This is a genomic window from Streptomyces sp. TG1A-60 (assembly GCF_037201975.1).
Lineage (GTDB): Bacteria > Actinomycetota > Actinomycetes > Streptomycetales > Streptomycetaceae > Streptomyces.
In genome coordinates this window covers 7481272-7502578 of sequence record NZ_CP147520.1, presented here as the reverse complement: position 1 = coordinate 7502578, position 21307 = coordinate 7481272, and the positions used below count along the sequence as shown (strand labels likewise).

17 protein-coding genes and 5 pseudogenes are annotated in these 21307 nt (G+C 71.6%); 13 read left to right on the top strand and 9 right to left on the bottom strand.

Annotated elements, in window-relative coordinates:
• Nucleotides 1-180, top strand: a pseudogene (locus WBG99_RS33020) (transcription termination factor Rho); the annotation flags it as partial.
• An 86-nt stretch (nucleotides 181-266) separates the two neighbouring features.
• Nucleotides 267-1472 (top strand): serine hydrolase, encoded by a 1206-nt coding sequence (locus WBG99_RS33015; RefSeq protein ID WP_338899859.1) that lies wholly within the window; start codon nucleotides 267-269, stop codon nucleotides 1470-1472.
• Nucleotides 1473-1696: 224 nt separating this feature from the next.
• Here the strand turns inward: WBG99_RS33015 and WBG99_RS33010 are convergent, their stop codons facing one another.
• Nucleotides 1697-2635 (bottom strand): glutaminase, encoded by a 939-nt coding sequence (locus tag WBG99_RS33010; RefSeq protein WP_338899857.1) that lies wholly within the window; start codon nucleotides 2633-2635, stop codon nucleotides 1697-1699.
• A 209-nt stretch (nucleotides 2636-2844) separates the two neighbouring features.
• Nucleotides 2845-3176, bottom strand: a pseudogene (locus tag WBG99_RS33005) (lyase family protein); the annotation flags it as partial.
• Between WBG99_RS33005 and WBG99_RS33000 the strand changes: the two are divergent.
• On the top strand, nucleotides 3097-3273 hold the full coding sequence (locus WBG99_RS33000; RefSeq protein ID WP_338900611.1) for a hypothetical protein: 177 nt from the start codon (nucleotides 3097-3099) through the stop codon (nucleotides 3271-3273). The pseudogene WBG99_RS33005 and the gene WBG99_RS33000 sit on opposite strands and share 80 nt — an antisense overlap.
• A 57-nt stretch (nucleotides 3274-3330) precedes the next feature.
• On the opposite strand, the gene WBG99_RS32995 is transcribed toward WBG99_RS33000, so the two are convergent.
• The 4 genes and pseudogenes from WBG99_RS32995 to WBG99_RS32980 form a co-directional block, all read right to left on the bottom strand.
• Nucleotides 3331-4383: an asparaginase gene (locus tag WBG99_RS32995; RefSeq protein WP_338899856.1), complete on the bottom strand. Its 1053-nt coding sequence runs from the start codon at nucleotides 4381-4383 to the stop codon at nucleotides 3331-3333.
• 8 nt (nucleotides 4384-4391) lie between these two features.
• A pseudogene (locus WBG99_RS32990) lies at nucleotides 4392-4610 on the bottom strand (L-asparagine permease); the annotation flags it as partial.
• Nucleotides 4611-4813: 203 nt separating this feature from the next.
• Nucleotides 4814-5545, bottom strand: a complete 732-nt coding sequence (locus tag WBG99_RS32985; RefSeq protein ID WP_338899855.1) for a FadR/GntR family transcriptional regulator — start codon at nucleotides 5543-5545, stop codon at nucleotides 4814-4816.
• A gap of 344 nt (nucleotides 5546-5889) precedes the next feature.
• Nucleotides 5890-6894: an SMP-30/gluconolactonase/LRE family protein gene (locus WBG99_RS32980; RefSeq protein WP_338900570.1), complete on the bottom strand. Its 1005-nt coding sequence runs from the start codon at nucleotides 6892-6894 to the stop codon at nucleotides 5890-5892.
• Nucleotides 6895-7005: 111 nt separating this feature from the next.
• On the opposite strand from WBG99_RS32980, the pseudogene WBG99_RS32975 reads away from it, so the two are divergent.
• From WBG99_RS32975 to WBG99_RS32965, 3 genes and pseudogenes are all read left to right on the top strand, one after another.
• Nucleotides 7006-8004: pseudogene (locus tag WBG99_RS32975) on the top strand (substrate-binding domain-containing protein).
• Between the two features lie 34 nt (nucleotides 8005-8038).
• Nucleotides 8039-8191, top strand: a complete 153-nt coding sequence (locus WBG99_RS32970) for a hypothetical protein (protein ID WP_338899853.1) — start codon at nucleotides 8039-8041, stop codon at nucleotides 8189-8191.
• Between the two features lie 281 nt (nucleotides 8192-8472).
• Nucleotides 8473-9273, top strand: a complete 801-nt coding sequence (locus tag WBG99_RS32965; protein WP_338899852.1) for a VOC family protein — start codon at nucleotides 8473-8475, stop codon at nucleotides 9271-9273.
• Nucleotides 9274-9300: 27 nt separating this feature from the next.
• Here the strand turns inward: WBG99_RS32965 and glgX are convergent, their stop codons facing one another.
• Nucleotides 9301-11400, bottom strand: coding sequence for a glycogen debranching protein GlgX (gene glgX / locus WBG99_RS32960; protein WP_338900569.1), 2100 nt, complete (start codon nucleotides 11398-11400; stop codon nucleotides 9301-9303).
• A gap of 23 nt (nucleotides 11401-11423) precedes the next feature.
• A complete protein-coding gene (locus WBG99_RS32955; protein ID WP_338899851.1) occupies nucleotides 11424-11942 on the bottom strand; it encodes a pep a2 in 519 nt (172 codons plus the stop codon).
• A gap of 267 nt (nucleotides 11943-12209) precedes the next feature.
• Between WBG99_RS32955 and WBG99_RS32950 the strand changes: the two genes are divergently transcribed.
• The 7 genes and pseudogenes from WBG99_RS32950 (at nucleotide 12210) to WBG99_RS32920 (ending at nucleotide 20668) form a co-directional block, all read left to right on the top strand.
• Nucleotides 12210-12575 carry a DUF5133 domain-containing protein gene (locus WBG99_RS32950; RefSeq protein ID WP_338899850.1) on the top strand — a complete coding sequence of 122 codons (366 nt, stop codon included), beginning with the start codon at nucleotides 12210-12212 and terminating at the stop codon, nucleotides 12573-12575.
• A 62-nt stretch (nucleotides 12576-12637) separates the two neighbouring features.
• Nucleotides 12638-14653 carry an alpha-1,4-glucan--maltose-1-phosphate maltosyltransferase gene (locus WBG99_RS32945; RefSeq protein ID WP_338899849.1) on the top strand — a complete coding sequence of 672 codons (2016 nt, stop codon included), beginning with the start codon at nucleotides 12638-12640 and terminating at the stop codon, nucleotides 14651-14653.
• The gene (gene treS, locus WBG99_RS32940; protein ID WP_338899848.1) at nucleotides 14650-16368 is read left to right on the top strand and encodes a maltose alpha-D-glucosyltransferase; all 1719 of its coding nucleotides are present in this window, start codon (nucleotides 14650-14652) and stop codon (nucleotides 16366-16368) included. The genes WBG99_RS32945 and treS overlap by 4 nt, the downstream gene beginning before the upstream one ends.
• 29 nt (nucleotides 16369-16397) lie before the next feature.
• A complete protein-coding gene (locus tag WBG99_RS32935; protein ID WP_338899846.1) occupies nucleotides 16398-17786 on the top strand; it encodes a maltokinase in 1389 nt (462 codons plus the stop codon).
• A gap of 4 nt (nucleotides 17787-17790) precedes the next feature.
• Nucleotides 17791-20028: a 1,4-alpha-glucan branching enzyme gene (gene glgB, locus WBG99_RS32930; RefSeq protein ID WP_338899845.1), complete on the top strand. Its 2238-nt coding sequence runs from the start codon at nucleotides 17791-17793 to the stop codon at nucleotides 20026-20028.
• A 50-nt stretch (nucleotides 20029-20078) separates the two neighbouring features.
• A pseudogene (locus WBG99_RS32925) lies at nucleotides 20079-20195 on the top strand (glyoxalase); the annotation flags it as partial.
• Nucleotides 20196-20266: 71 nt separating this feature from the next.
• Nucleotides 20267-20668 carry a MarR family transcriptional regulator gene (locus WBG99_RS32920; protein WP_338899844.1) on the top strand — a complete coding sequence of 134 codons (402 nt, stop codon included), beginning with the start codon at nucleotides 20267-20269 and terminating at the stop codon, nucleotides 20666-20668.
• Nucleotides 20669-20728: 60 nt separating this feature from the next.
• Here the strand turns inward: WBG99_RS32920 and WBG99_RS32915 are convergent, their stop codons facing one another.
• Nucleotides 20729-21151, bottom strand: a complete 423-nt coding sequence (locus tag WBG99_RS32915; RefSeq protein ID WP_338899843.1) for an SseB family protein — start codon at nucleotides 21149-21151, stop codon at nucleotides 20729-20731.
• Nucleotides 21152-21307: the final 156 nt, after the last annotated feature.

Sequence of the window (21307 nt, the reverse complement as noted above, 5' to 3'; positions counted from 1 at the left end):
CCGTCCGGCACCCGCAGGGAGGAAATCCTCCTGACTCCGGCCCAGTTGACGGCCGTACGGGGACTGCGGCGGGCCCTGCGCTCGCGCGAGGGACAGGCCAACCTCGAAACACTGCTGGAGCGGATGCGCGCCACACCGGACAACGCGGCCTTCCTGCGGCAGGTGCGGCCCACGCTGCCGGGGCGGACTGAGGCATCCGGGTGCCCGATCCGCTCGCTCGGCCCTGGCAGCCCGGTCCACGGCACGACCGTTTCTACGTTTACGGTATGACCATCGGATCCCCATCCCGCGCTACCCGTGTTTCGCGCGTCGCCGTCTACTGCTCCGCCGTCTGCTGCTCGGCCGTCTGTGCGGTCGGCGCCCCGGCCATCGCGTCGAGTCCCGAGGGCGCCCGCCTCTCGGTCGAGGCGGGCGCGCAGGACGCCAAGGCCGCGCAGGAGCCACCGTCGCTGTACCGGCCGGGGACACAGGTGCGGCCACGGGCCGGGGCGCCCCGGGTGCCCCGGGACGTCTCCGCGACGTCGTGGCTGGTGGCCGACGTCCGCAGCGGCGAGGTGCTCGCCGCGCACAACGCGCACCGCAGACTGCCACCCGCGAGCACACTGAAGACCCTGTTCGCGCTCACCGTGCTGCCGACTCTCCCGGCGGGTCTCCGGCACACCGTCGAGCGTGAGGAGCTGGAGGGCATCGGCGCCGGAAGCAGCCTGGTGGGTGTCGAGGAGAACCGCACCTACCGTGTGGCCGACCTGTGGCGCGGGGTCTTCCTCAGCTCGGGCAACGACGCCGTGCGCGTCCTGGCCGCCCTCAACGGCGGCTGGCGGACCACCGCCGAGCGGATGCAGGACAAGGCCCGCGCCCTGGGTGCCCGCGACACCCGTGTCGTCTCGCCCGACGGCTACGACGCGCCCGGCCAGGTGTCGTCCGCGTACGACCTGGCGGTGTTCGGGCGGGCCGGGCTGCGCAACGCGGAGTTCGCCGAGTACTGCGCCACGGTCACCGCGAAGTTCCCGGCGGGCGGGTGGGCGTACGACATCCAGAACACCAACCGGCTGCTCACCGGCACCGGTGTCGCCCGCTATCCCGGGCTGATCGGCATCAAGAACGGCTACACGAGCAACGCGGGCAACACCCTGATCGCCGCCGCCGAGCGGGACGGCCGCACCCTCGTCGTGACGGTGATGCGGCCCCGGGCGGGCGGCGGCTTCGCCGTCTACGAGGAGGCGCGGTCGCTCCTCGACTGGGGTTTCCGGGCCGCGGGGCGCGTCGACGCCGTCGGTTCGCTCGTGCCGCCGCGCCCTGCGGCGGCGCCTCAGGCGGGTCCCGAGTCGCCGGCGCCCGTCCGCGAGGAGAAGGAGCGGGCCGCCGGACCCGGCTGGCCGGCGGCGGGCGCGATCACGGGCGCGGCGGGCCTCGGTGCGGCGGCCGTGGCGTTGGCGCTGCGGTTCAAGGGCGCTCGGCTCGCCCGCGGTTGACCGATGGGCAGCCACAGCGGCAGGCCGAGCGTGATCCACCCGTGCGTCTCGCTGCGCGGCAGCCACCGATGCCCACCGATGCCGGACGCGTCGTCGCGGCACAGCCAGACGACGCTGGCGCACAGCAGCGCGTACAGCCCTCACGCGAAGGGCAGCAGCCTGCGGTGCCCCAGCAGGGCCTGGCCGTGGCCTCCGCGATCGAAGCGTGGCGTGATCGGTCCTCGTCAGAAGACCGACAGCCCCGTCAGAGTGGTGAACCGGTCCAGGGCCGCCACTCCCGCCACCGAGTTGCCCCGTTCGTCCAGGCCGGGACTCCACACGCACAGCGTGCAGCGACCGGGTACGACGGCGATGACGCCGCCGCCCACACCGCTCTTGCCGGGCAGGCCCACGCGGTAGGCGAACTCGCCGGCCGCGTCGTACGTGCCGCAGGTCAGCATGACCGCGTTGACCTGTTTGGCCTGGCTGCGGGTCAGCAGACGGGTGCCCTCGGCGCGGACGCCGTGGCGGGCCAGGAAGGTGGTGGCGCGGGCGAGGTCGGCGCAGGAGGCGGTGAGGGAGCACTGGCGGAAGTACTGGTCGAGGAGGGTCGGTACGGGGTTGTCGATGTTGCCGTACGACGCCATGAAGTGGGCGAGGGCCGCGTTGCGGTCGCCGTGGGCGGACTCGGAGGCGGCGATCTGCGCGTCGAAGTCGAGGTGCGGGTTGCCGCTCTCGGAACGGAGGAAGGACAGCAGTTCGCCGGCCGCGTCACCGGTACGGGTGTGGAGGCGGTCGGTGACGACGAGGGCACCCGCGTTGATGAACGGGTTGCGCGGGATGCCGCTTTCGTACTCCAGCTGCACCAGGGAGTTGAAGGGGTTGCCGGAGGGCTCGCGGCCCACGTGCTCCCACAGGGCGTCGCCCTCCCGGGCCAGGTCGAGGGCGAGGGTGAAGACCTTGGTGATGGACTGCGTGGAGAACGGCTCCTGCCAGTCCCCCACCCCATACACCGTGCCGTCGAGCTCTGCGAGGGCCATGCCGAAGCGGCGTGGATCGCAGGCGGCGAGCGCCGGTATGTAGTCGGCGGGCCTGCCGCGTCCCGGGGTCCGCTCGATCTCCTCGGCGATGCGTTCCAGGACCGGCTGGAAGGTGAGGGACGACGTCGTTGTCATGATCACCATTGTGCCTCCAGCGCCGGCCCTGGCGCGTCGTCGCAGGTCAGTAGTGGGTCAGATCGAGGGTATGCCGGCTCTGGGCGCGTCAGGCCGGGGGGTGCGCCGCTGCCCGCGAGCGCCTCGGGCCTCACCAGTTCCCGGAGCCGTTCGGCCGGCAACAGGCCCTTGTCCTGGACGAGTCCGGCCACGCCCCGCCCGGTGGCGAAGGCCTCCGGCAGCTCCAGCGCCCGGTTGGCGACGACCTCGTTGGCGTTCATGTTGGTGGAGGTACCGGCGCCGCCCCGGACCACGTCGACGACGAACTGGTCGTGCGGCTTGCCGTCGCGGATCTCCCGGCAGGGCTTCGATGATCGCCGCGGCCTTCTCGGAGGTGAGCAGGCCGAGCTCCTCGTTGGCGCCGGCGGCGGCCTCCTTGGCGTCCGCGAGGGCGTCGACCAGATGGGGGTAGGCGGAGCTCGGGGGTGCCCATGACGGGGAAGTTCTCCGTGGCGCGCAGGGTGTGGACGCCCCCGTACGCGTCGGCGGGGACGGCACGGTCTCCGAGCAGACCTTGTTCGCTGCGGGTGACGGCGGCGGTCATGGCGGTACGGGTCCTCTTCTTCGAGGCGGGTGCGGGCGGGCCGCCCGCGTCGGGTGCGGCTTGAGGGCCGCGCCTTCGCGGGACGGTTGCGGGAGGGGGCGAGATCGCGCGGGTCAGGGGTTCACACGGATGTGAGGTTCGTGAGCGGGTCGAGCGCCCGGACCGGCCGGACGTGCCCGACCACGTGGCCACCGCCGAGCAGTGGGGCGCCCGCGAACCGGGCCAGGCCGGCCGGGTCGACGCCCGCGCGGGCGAGGGCCGCCGCGGTGACGGGGACGCGGGCCCGGCCGGCACCGTCGGCGATCTTCACGGCGACGGCCCGGCCGTCCGGGAGCGCGGCGGCCTGGACGCCCTCGAAGCCGTCCTTGGTGAGCAGTCCGGGCACGGCCCGCATCAGCTCGGCCACGTCGCGCCCGGCGCCGGACGCCATTTCGGCGTGCTCGCGCATGGCGTCGGCGACCGTGCGCTCGGGGGTGCCCTCGGCGGCGGCGGTGATCCGGGTGAGGGCGCGGGCCAGGCCGTGCAGGGAGACGGAGAAGAGGGGGGCGCCGCAGCCGTCGACGGTCACCTGGGCGACGGCCTGCCCGGTGAGGTCCTCGACGATCTCGGCGATGGCCTGTTGGAGAGGGTGCGCGGGGTCGAGGTAGTCGTCGAGAGACCAGCCGTTGAGCCTGCAGGTGTAGAGCATGGCCGCGTGCTTGCCGGAGCAGTTCTGCGCGAGACGGGAGGGCTGCCTCCCCTCACGTATCCACTGGTCCCGGACGGCCGGGTCGTACGGCATGTCGGTGACGTTGCGCAGGTCGTCCTCGCCGGCCCCGGCCAGTTCCAGGATCTGCCGGGCTCCGGCGAGGTGGCGTTCCTCGCCGGAGTGGCTCGCGGCGGTCAGCGACAGCAGTGCGCCGTCCAGGGGCAGTCCGGCGCGCAGCATCGCCACGGCCTGGACCGGCTTGAGCGCGGACCGGGGGTAGAACGCCGCCTCGATGTCGCCGAGTTGGAGGTCCACCTCCCCGTGGGCGCCCAGTGCCACCACGGAGCCGTAGTGGATGCCCTCGATGACACCTCCGCGTACGAGGTGGGCGACGGGGACGTGGAGCGGTTCCCGGATCGCGGGGGCCGGGGCCACCGGAGCCGCGGGGATCGCCGAGGCACCGGTGGTCGTGGGGTCGTCCGTCACCGCCCGGTTCACCTCTTCACTCCGGTCGACTGCCGGGCGACCCGGCGGCGTACGCCGAACCAGCCCGCGACCAGCGCCGACGTGATCAGGGGGAGGCCCAGTACGGTCGTGCGACCGGCGTCGCCGTCCGTGTACGTCAGGGCGAGGACCGACGCCAGGAAGAGCAGGGTCACCAGCTCGGTCCACGGGGAGTCGGGCAGCCGGCAGCTCTGCCGGGTCAGCTCGCCCGGGAAGGGGGGCGGGCCGGCGCCGACCGGACGGCCGCCGGCGCCGAGGAGGAGGCCGGTGCCGATCGCGCCGCCGATGGCGATCATGTTGACGTGGCGGGACTTCAGGGACTTGCTGTAGCCGACGTCTCCGGTGTCGACGTGACCGGAGGTCCGCGCCGGTACGGCGTGGCCCGTGGCGTCCTTGCGGAGGGACTGCTCGCTCACGCCTCGCGTCCGCCTTCCGTGGAACTGTCCGTGCGGGGGGATCGCACGATGTCGGTGAGGGTGGTCTCGACACGGTCGAGGTGGTGGGACATGGCCTCCACCGCGTCGTGCTCGCAACCGTCGATCAGCGCCTCGACAATGGCCCGGTGCTCGCGGTTGGACTGCTCGCGCCGGCCGCCCAGCTCGTTGAGGAAGGCCGACTGGCGGGCCAGCGCGTCCCGGATCTCCTCGATCACCCGGCGGAACACCGGGTTCTGGGCGGCCTCCGCCACGGCCAGATGGAAGAGCGTGTCCATCGCGACCCAGGCGGTCGTGTCGGTCTCCCGTTCCATCCGGTCCAGGAGGTGGGCCAGCTGGTCCAGGTTCTCCGGGGTGCGGCGCACCGCCGCGTACCCGGCGACCGGGATCTCCACGTGCCGGCGCACTTCGAGCAGGTCGCTCGCCGCGTAGTCGCCGAAGGTGGGGTCGTCGACGGCGTTCGCGATCACGAAGGTGCCCTTGCCGGTGCGGGACCGGGTCAGTCCCATCACCTGAAGGGCGCGCAGCGCCTCGCGCAGCACCGGACGGCTCACTTCGAGCTGACGGCAGAGCTCCGCCTCCGAGGGGAGCTTGTCGCCGATGGCGTACTCGCCGCGCTCGATGGCGTCGCGGAGGTGGGTGAGCACCGCTTCCATGGCGCTGATACGCCGGGGTGCCGAGCCACCTGTCTGGCTGTCTGACAGGTTCACGGGGCGATCCTGCGGGTCACGGGAGGTGCCTGTCAAGGCGCCAGTCCACTCGGCGAGGACATGACTGCATACGACCGACGTACGGCCGGCCAGGGCGCCGTCGCGGACGGCCCCGGCCAGGAGCAGTCGTACTACAGCCGGGTAAGCGTCCCGCGCGAACGACAGCGGAGCCTGCGCGGCCGTCGGCCCCGAGGACCGCGCCCCGCCCCTCACCTCACCTCACCTCACCGCACCGCACCGCACCGCACCGCACCGGGTGCGGGATCTCCTGGAGGAAGGCCGCGTACGTGGGAGGGTGAGCCAGAGGCGCGCCACTCCTTCCCCGACGAGGACGCGAACACGGTTCACGACGAGCTCTTACCCTGCTCACGTGGTGCGACGGAGCCGTACACCGCGACCCCGCGTTCCCACAGGCTGCCGAGGATCAGGTGGCCGTCGGTGACGCAGGCGCTGGTGACCATGCGGAACCGGGAGCGGTGGTCGACAAGGGTGTGCACGAGGTGCCCCTCGTCGTCGACCGTGACGACCCCGGCGAAGCCGAGGGGCCGGAACGGGGCCCGTACCGCCACCCGGCTCGCGGCGCGCCGTACGGCGGGACCGGCACGGTGCAGGCGGTCGAGGGCGCCGACGCGGGGTCCGGCTAGGGCCACCCGGATCAGTCCGTCGGGGCCGCGCCACATGTTGTCGGGCATGCCCGGCAGATCCTCGACGAAGGGCTCGCTCGTGCCCGCCCTCGTCCCGGTGAGGTGGACCCGGGTGAGCCGGCGGTCGCCGGTCTCCGCGACCACGAGGAACGACTCGTCGGCGGAGGGCGCGAGGCCATTGGCGAACTGCAGCCCCTCCAGGACCACTTCGGGCGCCCCCTCCCCCGGTGCGAGGCGCAGCAGCCGCCCGGTGCCGGTGTGTTCGACGAGGTCGCCGATCCATCGGTCGAGCGGGTAGCGGCGGCTGGAGACCGTGAAGTAGACGGTCCCGTCGGAGAGTGCCACGACATTGCTGCAGAACCGCAGCGGCTCACCGCCCACCTCGTCGGCGAGCACGCGCACGGCGTTGTCGGCGATCGTGACCCGCAGCAGTCCCCGCTCGGCGTCGCACACCAACAGGTCGCCGTCCGGGAGGAGTTCGAGCCCCAGTGGCCTGCCGCCGGTGTCGGCGAGCGTCTCGACCCGGGCCCGCCCCGGCTCAGCCAGACCGTCCAGGCGCAGGACGCGTCCGTCCGCCACGCCGGTCAGCACCCGCCCGTGTCCGTCGGCGATCACGTCCTCGGGCCCGTGCCCGCCGATCCCGACGAACGCCCGTGGGCCGAGTCCGGTGCCCCGTGAGTCCGTGCTGCCCGCCGCACACGCCATGTCCGCCTCCAGGTCGGTCCGTCCGCTGCCCTCGGTGGCCCATCCTGGCAGGGGTCCGAGCCACACCTCTCGGGCTCGGGTTAAGTTGGCCGTCACCGACCAGGGAGGGCCGTGTCCGTTCGCCCCCGCCTGCTGTACGTCACCGACCTCGTCTATCCGGCGCGGGGGCGGCGCTACTGCGACGAGGACATCTTCCTCACCTCGCGGCTGCGCGCGGACTTCGACATCGCCCTGTGCCACCCGCTGGACGCGGCGGCCCTGATGGAGGGCTTCGATGCCGTCGTGGTCCGCAACAGCGGGCCCGTCCTGTACTACCGAAAGGAGTACGACGCCTTCCGCGAGCGGGCGGCGGCCCTCGGCACGCCCGTCTACAACCCGCTGACCGGCCGGGCCGACATGGTCGACAAGCAGTACCTGCTGGACCTGACCCGGGCCGGGTACGCGGTCGTCCCCACCGTCGACCGGCCCGAGGACCTGGGGTGGCTGCCCGACACCGCCTCGTACGCGGTCAAGCCGAAGGCCGGCGCGGACTCCATCGGCCTGCGCTTCGTGACCGGGGCCGAGCTGGCGGACCTGACCTGGAGCGACGTCCTCGTCCAGCGCGCGTCGACTTCCGCCACGAGGTGTCCTTCTACTACGTCGACGACACCTTCCAGTACGCCCCGTACGCGCCCGACCCCGACCGGCGCTGGGTCCTGGAGCCGTACCATGGCCACGGAGGCCGATCGGGGGTTCGCCCGGCGCTTCGTCGACTGGGACACGCTGGACCACGGCATCCAGCGGGTGGACGCGTGCCGCACCGGGGAAGGGGATCTCCTCCTGGTCGAGTTGGAGGATCTCAACCCCTGTCTGTCCCTCGACCACCTGATGGCGCAGGGCACCCTGGCGGCGCTGCGCCGCGCGGGCCGCCGGGTCCCCGAGGACGTGTCCGTGGGCGGCTTCGACGACTCCGTCGCGGCGACCGAGGCCGTCCCCGCCCTCACCACGATCCGCCAGCCCTACGACCGCATCAGCAACGAGATGGTGCGGGTCCTGCTGGCGCAGATCGGCGTCGAGGACCCGGCGACGGTGATCCTCCCGACGGAGCTGGTGCGGCGGGATTCGACGTGACGCGCCACCCGGCCCCGAGCGTGAGGCGCCGTGTGTGTCGAACGCGATGCCGAGGGCGACGGCCATGCCGGAGAACACCCACGGGCCGACCTGGGCGAAGTCCATGCGGACAGCGTCCGTCGAGTCGCGCATCGCCGTGATGGCGGAGCCTCCCCCGGTCGGGGTCCGGCTGTCGGTGGGGTGGTGACGGCTGCGGCGATGGCACGGGCCGTCTCTCGTCTCGCGCCCGGCCCTGTCGGCACTCCCCCTTGACGGGCGGGGTCTCGCGCACGCTCGGGAGCACCACGATCGCGGGAGCGGCAGGGCACGCGGGTCCCGGTCATCACCTGAACGGTCGTCCGAAGATCGCGTCGCCACCGGCGTCGGAGCGCCGACGCGGGGGTACTCGACGGGCACCGGCCACCGATCCCGTTGGACACTGGAGTGCGGCCGGGGTGTGCCGGCGAACGAGACCAGGACGCGACTGCCATGAACAGCGACACGAAACCCAGGGGCGCGGCGAACGTCGTCTCCACCCACTCCGTCTTCGGGGCCCCCTGCTGGGTGAGCCTCACCAGCCGGGACCTGCCGGCCACGGAGAACTTCTACGCGGCCGTGCTGGGCTGGCGATGGCGCACGGCCAAGCTCGGCGACCACTTCCGGATCGCCCTGGCCGACGGTGTGCCCGTCGCCGGGATCGCCGGGGTGGCGAACCTGTGGCAGATGGCGGTCGCCTGGACCCCCTACTTCGCCGTGTCCGACGCGGACGCGGCGGCGGCCCGGGCCAGGGAGCGCGGCGGCACGGTCGCGGTCGGTCCCCTGTCCTTCCCGCCCGGACGGGCCGCCCTGCTGGCGGACCGCCACGGGGCCTCGTTCGGGATCTGGGAGGGCGAGCTCTTCACCGACTGGGAGACCTGGCGCCGGGCCGCGCCCGCCTTCATCCGACTCCACACCCGGGACGCCCTGGACGCGGCGATCTTCTACGGCGAGGTCCTGGAGTGGGCCACCGAGAAGCCCGGCTGCTGCGAGGTCCACTACGAGGCGAACGAGGTCGTCCTGCGCAGCGAGGGCGAGGTCGTGGCCCGGATCAGCTCCGGTGCGCTGGAGGCCGCGCCCGACCCCACCATCCGCCCCCACTGGCAGATCCACTTCTCCGTCTCCGACGTCGCGGCGCGCGCCGAGGCCGCCCAGCACCACGGCGGAACGGTCCTCGCGCAGAGTGCGGACGAGGCGGTGTTCCGCGACCCGGACGGCGCCCAGTTCACGATCACCTCGCGCCGCGGACGCTGACCGCCGCCGACGGGGAACCGCGGAGGGTCAGCGGGCCCGGGAGGGCCGTGACAGCAACACCAGCCCCCGGGCCTCGACCGTGATCTCCGTGCCCGCCTTGCACTCGGACTCGTCCGGGACGCCGTCCGGCTCGGCGGCCGTGTCGATCCGCGTCGTCCAGCGTTCGCCGTACGCGGTGCCGGGCAGCCGGAAGACCACCGGCTCCCAGTGGCTGTTCAGCAGGATCAGGAAGGAGTCGTCGACGACGGGGTGGCCGTAGGGGTCGGGTTCGGCGATGGCGTCGCCGTTGAGGAAGACGGCCACGGAGTGGGCGTCGGAGCGGTCCCATGCGGCGTCGGTCATCTCCCGGGCGTCCGGCGACAGCCAGACCAGGTCGGGCAGCGGCTGGTCCGCGTGGGTCGCCGTGTCACCCCGGAAGAAACGGCGGCGGCGCAGCACGGGATGGGCCACGCGCAGGGCGATGAGATCACGGGTGAACGCCAGCAGGGCGCGCCGCTCGTCGTCCAGGTGCCAGTCGAGCCAGGAGACCTCGTTGTCCTGGCAGTAGGCGTTGTTGTTGCCGCGCTGGGTGCGGCCCGACTCGTCGCCGTGGCAGAGCATCGGAATGCCCTGGGACAACAGCAGTGTGGCCAGGAGGTTGCGCTGCTGGCGGGCGCGGAGCGCGAGGACGGGTGCGTCGGTGGTGGGGCCTTCGGCTCCGCAGTTCCAGGAGCGGTTGACGCTCTCGCCGTCCCGGTTGCCTTCCCCGTTGGCCTCGTTGTGCTTGTCGTTGTACGAGACCAGGTCACGCAGGGTGAAACCGTCGTGCGCGGTCACGAAGTTGACGCTGGCGCGCGGACGGCGCCGGCTGTGTTCGTACAGGTCGGAGGAGCCGGTCAGCCGGGAGGCGAACTCGCCGAGCGTGTGCGGGCTGCCGCGCCAGAAGTCCCGTACGGCGTCCCGGTACTTGCCGTTCCACTCCGACCACAGCGGCGGGAAGTTGCCGACCTGGTAGCCGCCCTCGCCGACGTCCCACGGCTCGGCGATCAGCTTGACGCGGCTGATCACCGGGTCCTGCTGGATCAGGTCGAAGAACGCCGAGAGCCGGTCGACCTCGTGGAACTGCCGGGCCAGGGTGGCCGCGAGGTCGAAGCGGAAGCCGTCGACGTGCATCTCGGTGACCCAGTACCGCAGCGAATCCATGATCAACTGGAGGACGTACGGGTGCCGCATCAGCAGGCTGTTGCCGGTGCCCGTGGTGTCGTAGTAGTGCGCCCAGTCGCCGTCCACCAGCCGGTAGTACGAGCTGTTGTCGATGCCCCGGAAGGAGAACGTAGGGCCCTGTTCGCTGCCCTCGGCGGTGTGGTTGTAGACCACGTCCAGGATCACTTCGAGGCCGGCCGCGTGCAGCGCCTTGACCATCGACTTGAAGTCGGTGACCTGTTGGCCGCGGGTGCCGTGGGCGGCGTAGGCGTTGTGGGGCGCGAAGAAGCCGATGGTGTTGTAGCCCCAGTAGTTGGCGAGGCCCCGGTCCTGGAGGACACCGTCCTGTACGAACTGGTGCACGGGCATCAGCTCGATCGCGGTCACGCCCAGCGAGGTCAGGTGCTCGACGACAGCGGGGTGGGCCAACCCGGCGTAGGTGCCGCGCAGTTCGGCGGGGACCTCGGGGTGGGTGCGGGTCAGGCCGCGGACGTGGGCCTCGTAGATGACGGTGTCGGCGTACGCCCGGCGGGGCGGGCGGTCGTCCCCCCAGTCGAAGTACGGGTCGGTGACCACGCCGAGCATGGTGTGCCCGGCGCTGTCGGCACCGGGTTCGTAGAGGGAACGGTGGTTGTCCACCTGCCCGTCCACGGCCGTGGTGTACGGGTCGAGCAGCAGCTTCGCCGGATCGCAGCGGTGTCCGGCGGCGGGATCCCAGGGGCCGTGCACGCGGTAGCCGTAGCGCTGACCGGGGCCGACGCCGGGGAGGTGGCCGTGCCAGACGAAGCCGTCGACCTCGGTCAGCGGGACGGAGCGGTGGCGGCCGTCGTCGTCCACGAGGACCAGGTCGACGCGTTCGGCAACCTCGCTGAACAGCGCGAAGTTGGTGCCGGTGCCGTCGAAGGCCGCACCCAGCGGGTAGGGGTGCCCGCTCCACACGGGCACCCCTTTCCTGTTCGGCCGCACGGTCACCGCGCGTCTTCCCGCAGGTCGGGGGCCTCGTCGCCGCCGGGGGCGCCGGCGAGCACGGCGACAGGCACCGCGCGGGGTACCTGCAGCACCTCCCGCAGGGCCGGCTCGGGCACCGTCGGGACCAGCGGCACGCTGTCGTCGACCGGCGCCCGCTGGGTGAACCAGATGACCGTGCCGCCGGTGCCCGTGGAGCAGCAGCCCCAGCCGTCGCTCAGCGCGGCGATACGGGTCAGGCAGGAGCGCAGCTCCCGGTCCGGGCGCAGCTCACGGTCGTTCTCGCCCACCGCGGCGATGAGGTGCTGGCCGTTCCACCACATCTCGATGGAGGTGTTCTTGTCCGTCGCGTGCTCCTCGATCGCACGCAACAACAGTTCGGCGCTGTGACAGACGGGCCCGACGAGGGTCTCCAGGTCCCAGAACCGGAGGTGCGCGGCCAGGATGCGCCTGACCCGTCCGACCCGTTCCGGACTGACTTCCACGTCGAGGTGGTAGTAGCGAGGCACTGCGGTCTTCATCGTCGTTGGCTCCTCACCGGCGAGGCTCCCGCCTCTTGAGCGCGAAGCGTGAGCACCGATCACTTCTGAGTCAGCTCCAGAGTGAGCGGGCTACGCCATTCGTGCAACACGAGCGACTCATGGGGTAGTTGAAGAACTAACAAGACGTTGCGTGGTTACCCGTGCACCATAAGTGAAGGCATCGGCTCCGTGAGGCGTCGGTGCTCCTCAGTGCACGACCTCCCCGGGAAGCGTGTTCCGCCGAGAGTGCCGGGAGGTGATCAGCACATGTTGCTGCCCGCCAAGAACGAGGTGGCCAGGCATCTGCGGCGCTACCGCGCGTGGGAACGCGTGATGCTCGCGTCCCCGGCGGACCGCGCGGCCCGGGAGCACTTCGAGGACTCGGGCTACACACTGTGCGTGCTGATGGGCGAGCGCTGCGCCCGCGAGGCCGTGGCGGCGGCCGAGCGGTATCTCCGGACGAACCTGCCCACCTATCCGCAGGAGCGGACGGGGCATCGCGAGCAGGACCAGAACGGACATCTCAAACAGGACCAGACCGGCTGCCTCAAGGACGAGACCGGTCAGGCACGCGAGACCCGCGCGGCCAGACGGGGTCCCCCGCCGGGCCGGCGCTACAAGGCAGGGCGGTAGAAGCCGCTCAGCACCCTTTCTCGGCGTAGTGCCGAGCCCCGAGCACGGCGGAGGTGAGACCCATGAGCCCGACCCCGGCCCCGGCCATAGGCCGCGTCCCCATCAGGGACGTCCGCCCGCTCGTCGAGTGCGGCAGGCGTCCCGCGAAGGCGGTCGTCGGCGAGACCTTCGAGATCACCGCGACGCTCTTCCGGGAGGGGCATGGCGTGGTCGCGGCCAATGTCGTGCTCAAGGACCCGGAGGGCCGCCCGGCCCCGTGGACGCCGATGCGCGAGCTCGCCCCCGGCAGCGACCGCTGGGGCGCCCGCGTCACCCCCACGGGGGTGGGCCCGTGGACCTACCGCGTGGAGGCCTGGAGCGATCCGATCGCCACCTGGCGCCACACGGCCCGCATCAAGATCCCGGCCGGCATCGACCCCGGACTCGTCCTGGAGGAGGGCGCCGAGCTGTACGAGCGCGCCGCCGCCGGGGTGCCGGAGGCCGCCCCGCACGCCGCCCTCGTGACGGCTGTCGAAAAGCTCCGCGACGACACCCTGCCGGTCGCTGATCGCCTGGCGGCGGCGTCGGTGCCGGAGGTGGACGAGGTCCTGGCCGTGCACCCGTTGCGTGAGCTGGTCACCTCCAGCGAGCCGTTGCCGCTGCTGGTGGAGCGGGAACGGGCCCTGTTCGGCTCCTGGTACGAGTTCTTCCCCCGCTCCGAGGGCACCCCCGAACAGCCCCACGGCACCTTCCGCACCGCAGCCCGCCGCCTGCCCGCCATCGCGGGGATGGGCTTCGACGTGGTCTACCTGCCACCGATCCACCCCATCGGCACCACCTTCCGCAAGGGCCGCAACAACACCCTCTCCCCCACCGGCGACGACGTGGGCGTGCCCTGGGCGATCGGCTCACCCGAGGGCGGCCACGACGCCGTCCACCCCCACCTGGGCACCCTCGAGGACTTCGACCACTTCGTCACCGAAGCCCGCGCGCTGGGGCTGGAGGTGGCCCTCGACTTCGCCCTGCAGTGCTCCCCCGACCACCCCTGGGTACACAAACACCCCGAGTGGTTCCACCACCGCCCCGACGGCACCATCGCCCACGCGGAGAACCCGCCCAAGAAGTACCAGGACATCTACCCCATCGCCTTCGACGCCGACATGCCCGGCCTGATCACCGAGACCACCCGGGTACTGCGGCACTGGATGGACCACGGCGTGCGGATCTTCCGCGTCGACAACCCCCACACCAAACCGGTCGTCTTCTGGGAACAGGTGATCGCCGACATCAACCGCACCGACCCGGACGTCATCTTCCTCGCCGAGGCGTTCACCCGCCCGGCGATGATGCACACCCTGGCCGCGGCCGGATTCCAGCAGTCCTACACCTACTTCACCTGGCGTACCACCAAGGAGGAACTGACCGAGTACGCCACCGAACTGGCCGGCGAGGCCGCGAGCTACATGCGGCCCAACTTCTTCGTCAACACCCCCGACATCCTCCACGCCTTCCTCCAGGACGGCGGACGCCCGGCCTTCGAACTGCGCGCCGTACTCGCCGCGACCCTCTCCCCCACCTGGGGCGTCTACTCCGGCTACGAACTGTGCGAGAACACCCCCCTCAAACCCGGCAGCGAGGAATACCTCGACTCGGAGAAGTACCAACTCCGCCCACGCGACTGGGACACCGCCGAACGAGACGGACGCACCATCGCGCCCCTCATCACCGCGCTCAACGAGATCAGGCGGCGCCATCCCGCACTGCACGGGCTCCGCGACCTGCGCTTCCACCACACCGACAACGACTCGGTGATCGCGTACAGCAAACGCGCGGGCTCGGACGCGGTCGTGGTCGTCGTCAACCTCGACCCCCACCACACCCAGGAGGCCTGGGTGTGCCTCGACATGGCGGAACTCGGCCTGGGCCCGGACGGGAACATGCCTGTGCGCGACGAGCTGACGGGCCGGGCCTACCACTGGGGGAGGACGAACTACGTGCGCCTGGAACCCGGGCGGGCACCCGCGCACGTCTTCCACGTCCAGTTCCACGCCGAGAGCCCGTCCTCCTCCTCGCAGACCGGAGGGTCAGGTACGCCATGACCACGAACAAACCCATCCCGGACACCTTCGAGGACACGCCGCAGAAGGACCGGGACCCGGACTGGTTCAAACGCGCCGTCTTCTACGAGGTCCTCGTCCGCTCCTTCCAGGACAGCAACGGCGACGGCGTCGGCGACCTCAAGGGCCTGACCGCCAAACTCGACCATCTGCAGTGGCTGGGCATCGACTGCATCTGGCTCCCGCCCTTCTTCACCTCGCCACTGCGCGACGGCGGCTACGACGTCTCCGACCACACCGCCGTCCTCCCCGAGTTCGGCGACCTCGCCGACTTCGTGGAATTCGTCGACGCCGCCCACCAGCGCGGCATGCGCGTCATCATCGACTTCGTCATGAACCACACCAGCGACCAGCACCCGTGGTTCCAGGAGTCCCGCAGCGACCCCGACGGCCCCTACGGCGACTACTACATCTGGGCCGACGACGACAAGCAGTACCAGGACGCCCGCATCATCTTCGTCGACACCGAAGTCTCCAACTGGACCTTCGACCCCGTCCGCAAGCAGTACTTCTGGCACCGCTTCTTCGCCCACCAACCGGACCTCAACTACGAGAACCCGGCGGTCCAGGAGGAAATGCTGGCCGCGCTGCGGTTCTGGCTGGATCTCGGCATCGACGGGTTCCGCCTCGACGCCGTCCCCTACCTGTACCAGGAGGAAGGAACCAACTGCGAGAATCTGCCGGCCACGCACGCGTTCCTCAGACGCGTCCGCCGGGAGATCGATGCGCTGTATCCGGACACGGTGCTGCTGGCGGAGGCGAACCAGTGGCCGGAGGACGTCGTCGACTACTTCGGCGACTTCCCCAGCGGCGGCGACGAATGCCACATGGCGTTCCACTTCCCGGTGATGCCGCGCATCTTCATGGCGGTACGCAGGGAGTCCCGCTACCCGGTCTCGGAAATCCTCGCCAAGACCCCGGCCATTCCGTCGAACTGCCAGTGGGGCATCTTCCTGCGCAACCACGACGAGCTCACCCTCGAAATGGTCACCGACGAAGAACGCGACTACATGTACGCGGAGTACGCCAAGGACCCGCGCATGCGCGCCAACATCGGAATCAGGCGCCGCCTCGCCCCGCTCCTCGACAACGACCGCAACCAGATCGAACTGTTCACGGCCCTGCTGCTCTCCCTGCCCGGCTCGCCGATCCTCTACTACGGCGACGAGATCGGCATGGGCGACAACATCTGGCTCGGCGACCGGGACGCGGTGCGCACCCCCATGCAGTGGACACCCGACCGCAACGCGGGCTTCTCCTCCTGCGATCCGGGACGGCTCTCGCTGCCGACGATCATGGACCCGGTCTACGGCTACCAGGTGACGAACGTCGAGGCGTCGATGTCCTCCCCGTCGTCGCTGCTGCACTGGACCCGCCGCATGATCGAGATCCGCAAGCAGAACCCGGCGTTCGGCCTCGGCACCTACACCGAGCTGCCCTCGTCCAACCCCGCCGTGCTGGCGTATCTGCGGGAGCACAGGGACGACCTGGTGCTGTGCGTGCACAACTTCTCGCGCTTTCCGCAGCCCACCGAACTCGACCTGCGCCCCTACGAAGGACGCCACCCCGTCGAACTCATCGGCCAAGTGGGCTTCCCCGCCATCGGTGAACTGCCCTATCTGCTCACCCTCGCGGGCCACGGCTTCTACTGGTTCCGGCTCTCCCGAGTCCTCTCCCACGCTGCCCTGGGGCGTTGAAGCGTGGGCCGGCGAAAGGACGCGTCACCATGCCGAAGACCGCACCGGCACTGTTCCGGCCGAGCAGCGACGGGGCCGCCGCCGGCCTCATGACCTCGCTCGCCGGGCTGCTGCGCGAGTGGCTGCCGCGGCAGCGCTGGTTCGCCGGCAAGGACCGGCCCGTCACGGACCTCGGCCTGCTGTCCATGACGGAGCTGTACCCGGGCTGTCTGCACCTGCTCGTGCACACAGGTCAGCCGGGCCACACCGGCCCCTTCGGTGTGTCCTCGCCCGGCGGCGTCCACCCGGCCGGCGACTGCTACCAGTTGCTGCTCGGCCTCCGTGAACATCCGGCGCCGCGCCTTTCCCGGGCGCTCCTCGGGCAGGCACAGGAAGGCCCGCTGGCGGGGCTGACGGTGTACGACGCGCTGTACGACCCCCGGTCGGCCCAGTTGCTCCTGGAGCGGCTGCGGCACCCCGGAGCGGCAGGCCCCCTGCACTTCGAGGCGGACCCGACCATGCGGATACCGGCCGGACTGGCCCCCCGGCTGCTGGACGCCGAACAGTCCAACTCCTCGCTGGTGTACGGGGACGAGTACATCCTGAAGGTCTTCCGTCGCATCCAGCCCGGTGTGAACCCCGACCTGGAGGTGCCGGGCGCGCTGGCCGGGCAGGGGTGCGGCCGGGTGCCCGCTCCGGTGGCCTGGTTCCGGACGACCCAGCCGTTCGCGGCGACGCTCGGTGTGCTGCAGCCGTTCCTGCCCGACGCGTCCGACGGCTGGACCCTGGCGCTCGGCGCGCTCGCCGCCGGCCACGACTTCACGGCTCAGGCCCATGAGCTGGGGCAGGCCACGGCGGAGGTGCACCTCGCGCTGGCGTCGGCCTTCCCGGCGGGCGCCCATGACGAGAACGGGCGGACGGCGGCGGCGATGACCGAGCGACTGGACGCCGCCGCGCGCTGTGTACCGGCGCTGCGGCCGTTCGTCCCGGGACTGCGGACCGCCTTCCGCGCCGTCCTCTCCTGCGATGTCGGGCCGCCCGCGCAACGCGTCCACGGCGATCTGCACCTGGGGCAGGTACTGCGCGCCGGCCGGGAGTGGTTCGTGATCGACTTCGAGGGTGAGCCGTCGCGTCCGCTCGCCGAGCGGTGCGGCACCCAGTCCCCGGTGCGGGACATCGCCGGGATGCTGCGCTCTTTCGACTACGCCGCCCGGCAGCGCCGCCCCTGGCGCCCGGAGTGGGCACGCCGCTGCCGGGAGGCCTACTGCGCGGGCTATGCCGGCCGCGCCGGCTGGGACCCGCGCAAGAAGCACGGCCTGCTGCGCGCCTATGAGACCGACCGGGCCGTGTACGAGGTCCTCTACGAGGCCCGGCACCGCCCCGCCTGGCTCCCCGTACCGATGGCGGCGATCGAGCGTCTCGCCGTGAGAGGAGACTGACATCGTGGCCCTGCGCGACACCACTCCCCCCGAGTCGGCCGGCCCGCCCCCGCGCGGCCCGCGGCTGACCGAGGCCGCCCCTCCCCTGGCCCCCGCCGACCGAGCGCGTCTGCTCTCCGGCGCCCACCACGACCCGCACGCCCTGCTCGGCGCCCACCCGATGCCGGACGGGATCGCCGTTCGGGCACTGCGCCCGTACGCCCATGCCGTGAGCGTCGTGATCGACGGTGAGCGCACCTACCTCGCCTCGGAGGGCGACGGCCTGTTCTCCGTCGTTCTGCCGCTCGACGCCGTCCCCGCGTACACACTGTTCGTGTCGTACGAGGACGCCGACCACGAGGTCCACGACCCCTACCGCTTCCTGCCCGCGCTCGGTGAGCTGGATATGCATCTGATCCGTGAGGGGCGGCACGAGCAGCTGTGGAAGGCGCTCGGGGCCGAGCCGATGACCCACCAGGGCGTCACCGGCACCCGCTTCACCGTGTGGGCACCGAACGCCCGAGGGGTGCGTGTCGCCGGGGACTTCTCCTGCTGGGACGGGACGGCGTTCCCGATGAGGTCCCTCGGTTCGTCCGGGGTCTGGGAGCTGTTCCTGCCAGGGGTGGGCGAGGGCGCCCGCTACAAGTTCGAGATCACCTCCCGTCACGGCCACCGCTCCCTCAAGGCCGACCCGATGGCACGGCAGGCAGAGGTGCCCCCCGCGACGGCGTCCGTCGTGACGGCCTCCCACTACGAGTGGGGCGATGAGGAGTGGATGGCTGGGCGCGGGGACACCCCGGTGCACGAGGCCCCCTTCTCCGTCTACGAGATCCATCTGCCGTCCTGGCGCCCCGGGCTGACCTACCGTCAACTCGCTGACGTACTGCCGCGGTACGTCTCCGACCTCGGCTTCACCCACGTCGAACTCATGCCGGTCGCCCAGCACCCGTTCAGTGGCTCCTGGGGCTACCAGGTCACCGGGTTCTACGCGCCGACGGCCCGCCTCGGCACCCCCGACGACTTCAGGTACCTCGTCGACAGGCTCCACCGGGCCGGCATCGGGGTGATCGTGGACTGGGTGCCCGCGCACTTCCCCAAGGACGACTGGGCGCTCGCCCGCTTCGACGGGGAGCCCCTGTACGAACCCGGGGACAGTCGACGGGCCGAGCATCCGGACTGGGGGACGTGCGAGTTCGACTTCGGCCGGACGGAGGTGCGCAACTTCCTCGTGGCGAACGCCGTCTACTGGTGCGAGGAGTTCCACATCGACGGGCTGCGGGTGGACGCCGTCGCGTCGATGCTCTACCTCGACTACTCGCGCGAGCCGGGCCAGTGGGCTCCCAATGTGTTCGGCGGGCGCGAGGACCTGGACGCGGTCGCCTTCCTGCAGGAGATGAACGCGACCGTGTACCGGCGGGCGCCGGGTGTGGTGACCATCGCGGAGGAGTCCACGGCCTGGGACGGCGTGACCCGCCCCACCGACAGCGGTGGCCTGGGCTTCGGGCTGAAGTGGAACATGGGCTGGATGCACGACTCGCTGGGCTACATCGAGCGCGAGCCGGTGCACCGCAAGTACCACCACAACGAGATGACGTTCTCCATGGTGTACGCGTACAGCGAGAACTACGTCCTTCCCGTCTCGCACGACGAAGTGGTGCACGGGAAGCAGGCGCTGGTGTCGAAGATGCCGGGCGACTGGTGGCAGCGACGGGCCGGCCACCGCGCGTATCTCGGCTTCATGTGGGCCCACCCCGGCAAGCAACTCCTGTTCATGGGGCAGGAGTTCGCCCAGGGCGCGGAGTGGTCCGAGGCGCACGGCCCCGACTGGTGGCTCCTCGACCCGGCGTACGGCGCCGAAGCCGACCACCGGGGCGTGCGCGACCTCGTCCGCGACCTCAACACCACCTACCGCCGGACCCCCGCCCTCTGGCAGCGCGACACCCACCCGTCCGGCTTCCAGTGGGTGCGCGGGGACGCCGCCGAGGACAACGTCTTCGCGTTCCTGCGGCTCGACGCGGACGGCACGCCCCTGCTGGCCGTCTCCCACTTCAGTCCCGTGGTCCGCGAGGACTACCCCCTCGGGGTGCCCGGGGACGTCCCGGTGTGGCGGGAGGTGCTGAACACGGACGCCGCCCGCTACGGCGGAAGCGATGTGACGAACCCCGATCCGGTGAAGGCCGAGCCCCGGCCCTGCGACGGACGCCCGGCCGGCATCCGCCTCACCCTGCCCCCACTGGCCACGATCTGGCTCCGCCCGGCCTGATCGGCCGACGACGGCCGGGGTCAGCCCGCGCTTCGGTCACTGATGGCGACACCGGTGGGGAGGCGCTGGAAGACGTCCACGACGTGGGCGGCGGCCGGCTGATCGCCTCGGTGAAGGACGCGGACGGGAACCTCATCGGGCTCCTGCAGGACACCGCCACCGCATAGCGCGGGCGCGGTGGATGCGCCTGCACCGGTTGCGCGTACAGCGACCGCCCGCCCTTTGTTACCGTGCGGACATGGCAGCGAACACGGCCGGTGTCCGGCTTGAGGACCAGTGGCGGGACATCCTGTCCGTGCATGCCCGCACGATGTGCGAGATCGACCGTGTACTGCACCCGCACGGCCTCGGTGCCAGCGACTTCGAGGTACTCGACGTCCTCGCTTCGGGCACGGCCGCGGCCACGGAGGCCGGGGATCTCTGCCGGGTGCAGAACATCGCGGAGAAGGTCCACCTCAGCCAGAGCGCGCTGTCCCGGCTGATCGGACGTCTGGAGAAGGACGGTCTGGTGGAGCGGTCGGTCTGCGCGGAGGACCGGCGCGGGGTGTGGGTCACCCTCACCGGCAAGGGCCACGACCTGCACGCCAAGGTGCTGCCCCTGCAACGCGAGGTGCTGGCCCGCATGCTGCGGCAGGGCTGACGCCCCGCCCGTTCCCCGGCCGGCCCGCGCGCAGGGCTGCTTCTCCTGATCTCCTCGGGGTCAGATGTCGTGCCGTCCCAGCAGGGTGCCCACGTCGTGGGCGTCGAGCGTCAGACCGTGCGGGGAACCGGCGTCAATGGTCAGGGACAGGCCGCCGTCGGTCGGCCACTGGGAGGCGAGGGCACCCAGCGGGACCAGGCGGTAGCGCGACACGTAGGGCAGCAGTTCGGCCATCGCCGGTTCCGAGGTGAAGACCGGCACGATCTGCTCGCCGCCCGGCTGTTCCATGACGGGCAGCGCCACGGCCGTCGGATCGCTCACGACCGCCTCGTCGGCGTCGTCCGGCACGGGCACCAGCACGTCGCTGTCGGCGAGCGTGTCCAGCGCGGCGGTGTCGCCGGTGTCGAAGGCGAGCGCGGTCAGCGCGCGCTGGGCCGGCGAGGCGGCCTGGGGCGCGGAGTGGTTGTTCGAGGGTATGTCCATGGAAGATCCCAGGTAGTGGCGGACGGGTCACCCGGGACATCGTCCGTCCCGGGCACGACGTCCCTCGCGTACCCGACGGGAAGGCGGGCATTCCTCCACCTGGCCGATGCCCCCGATGTGCGGGGTGACCGGACCGAGCGCCCTGCGACCGTGAGG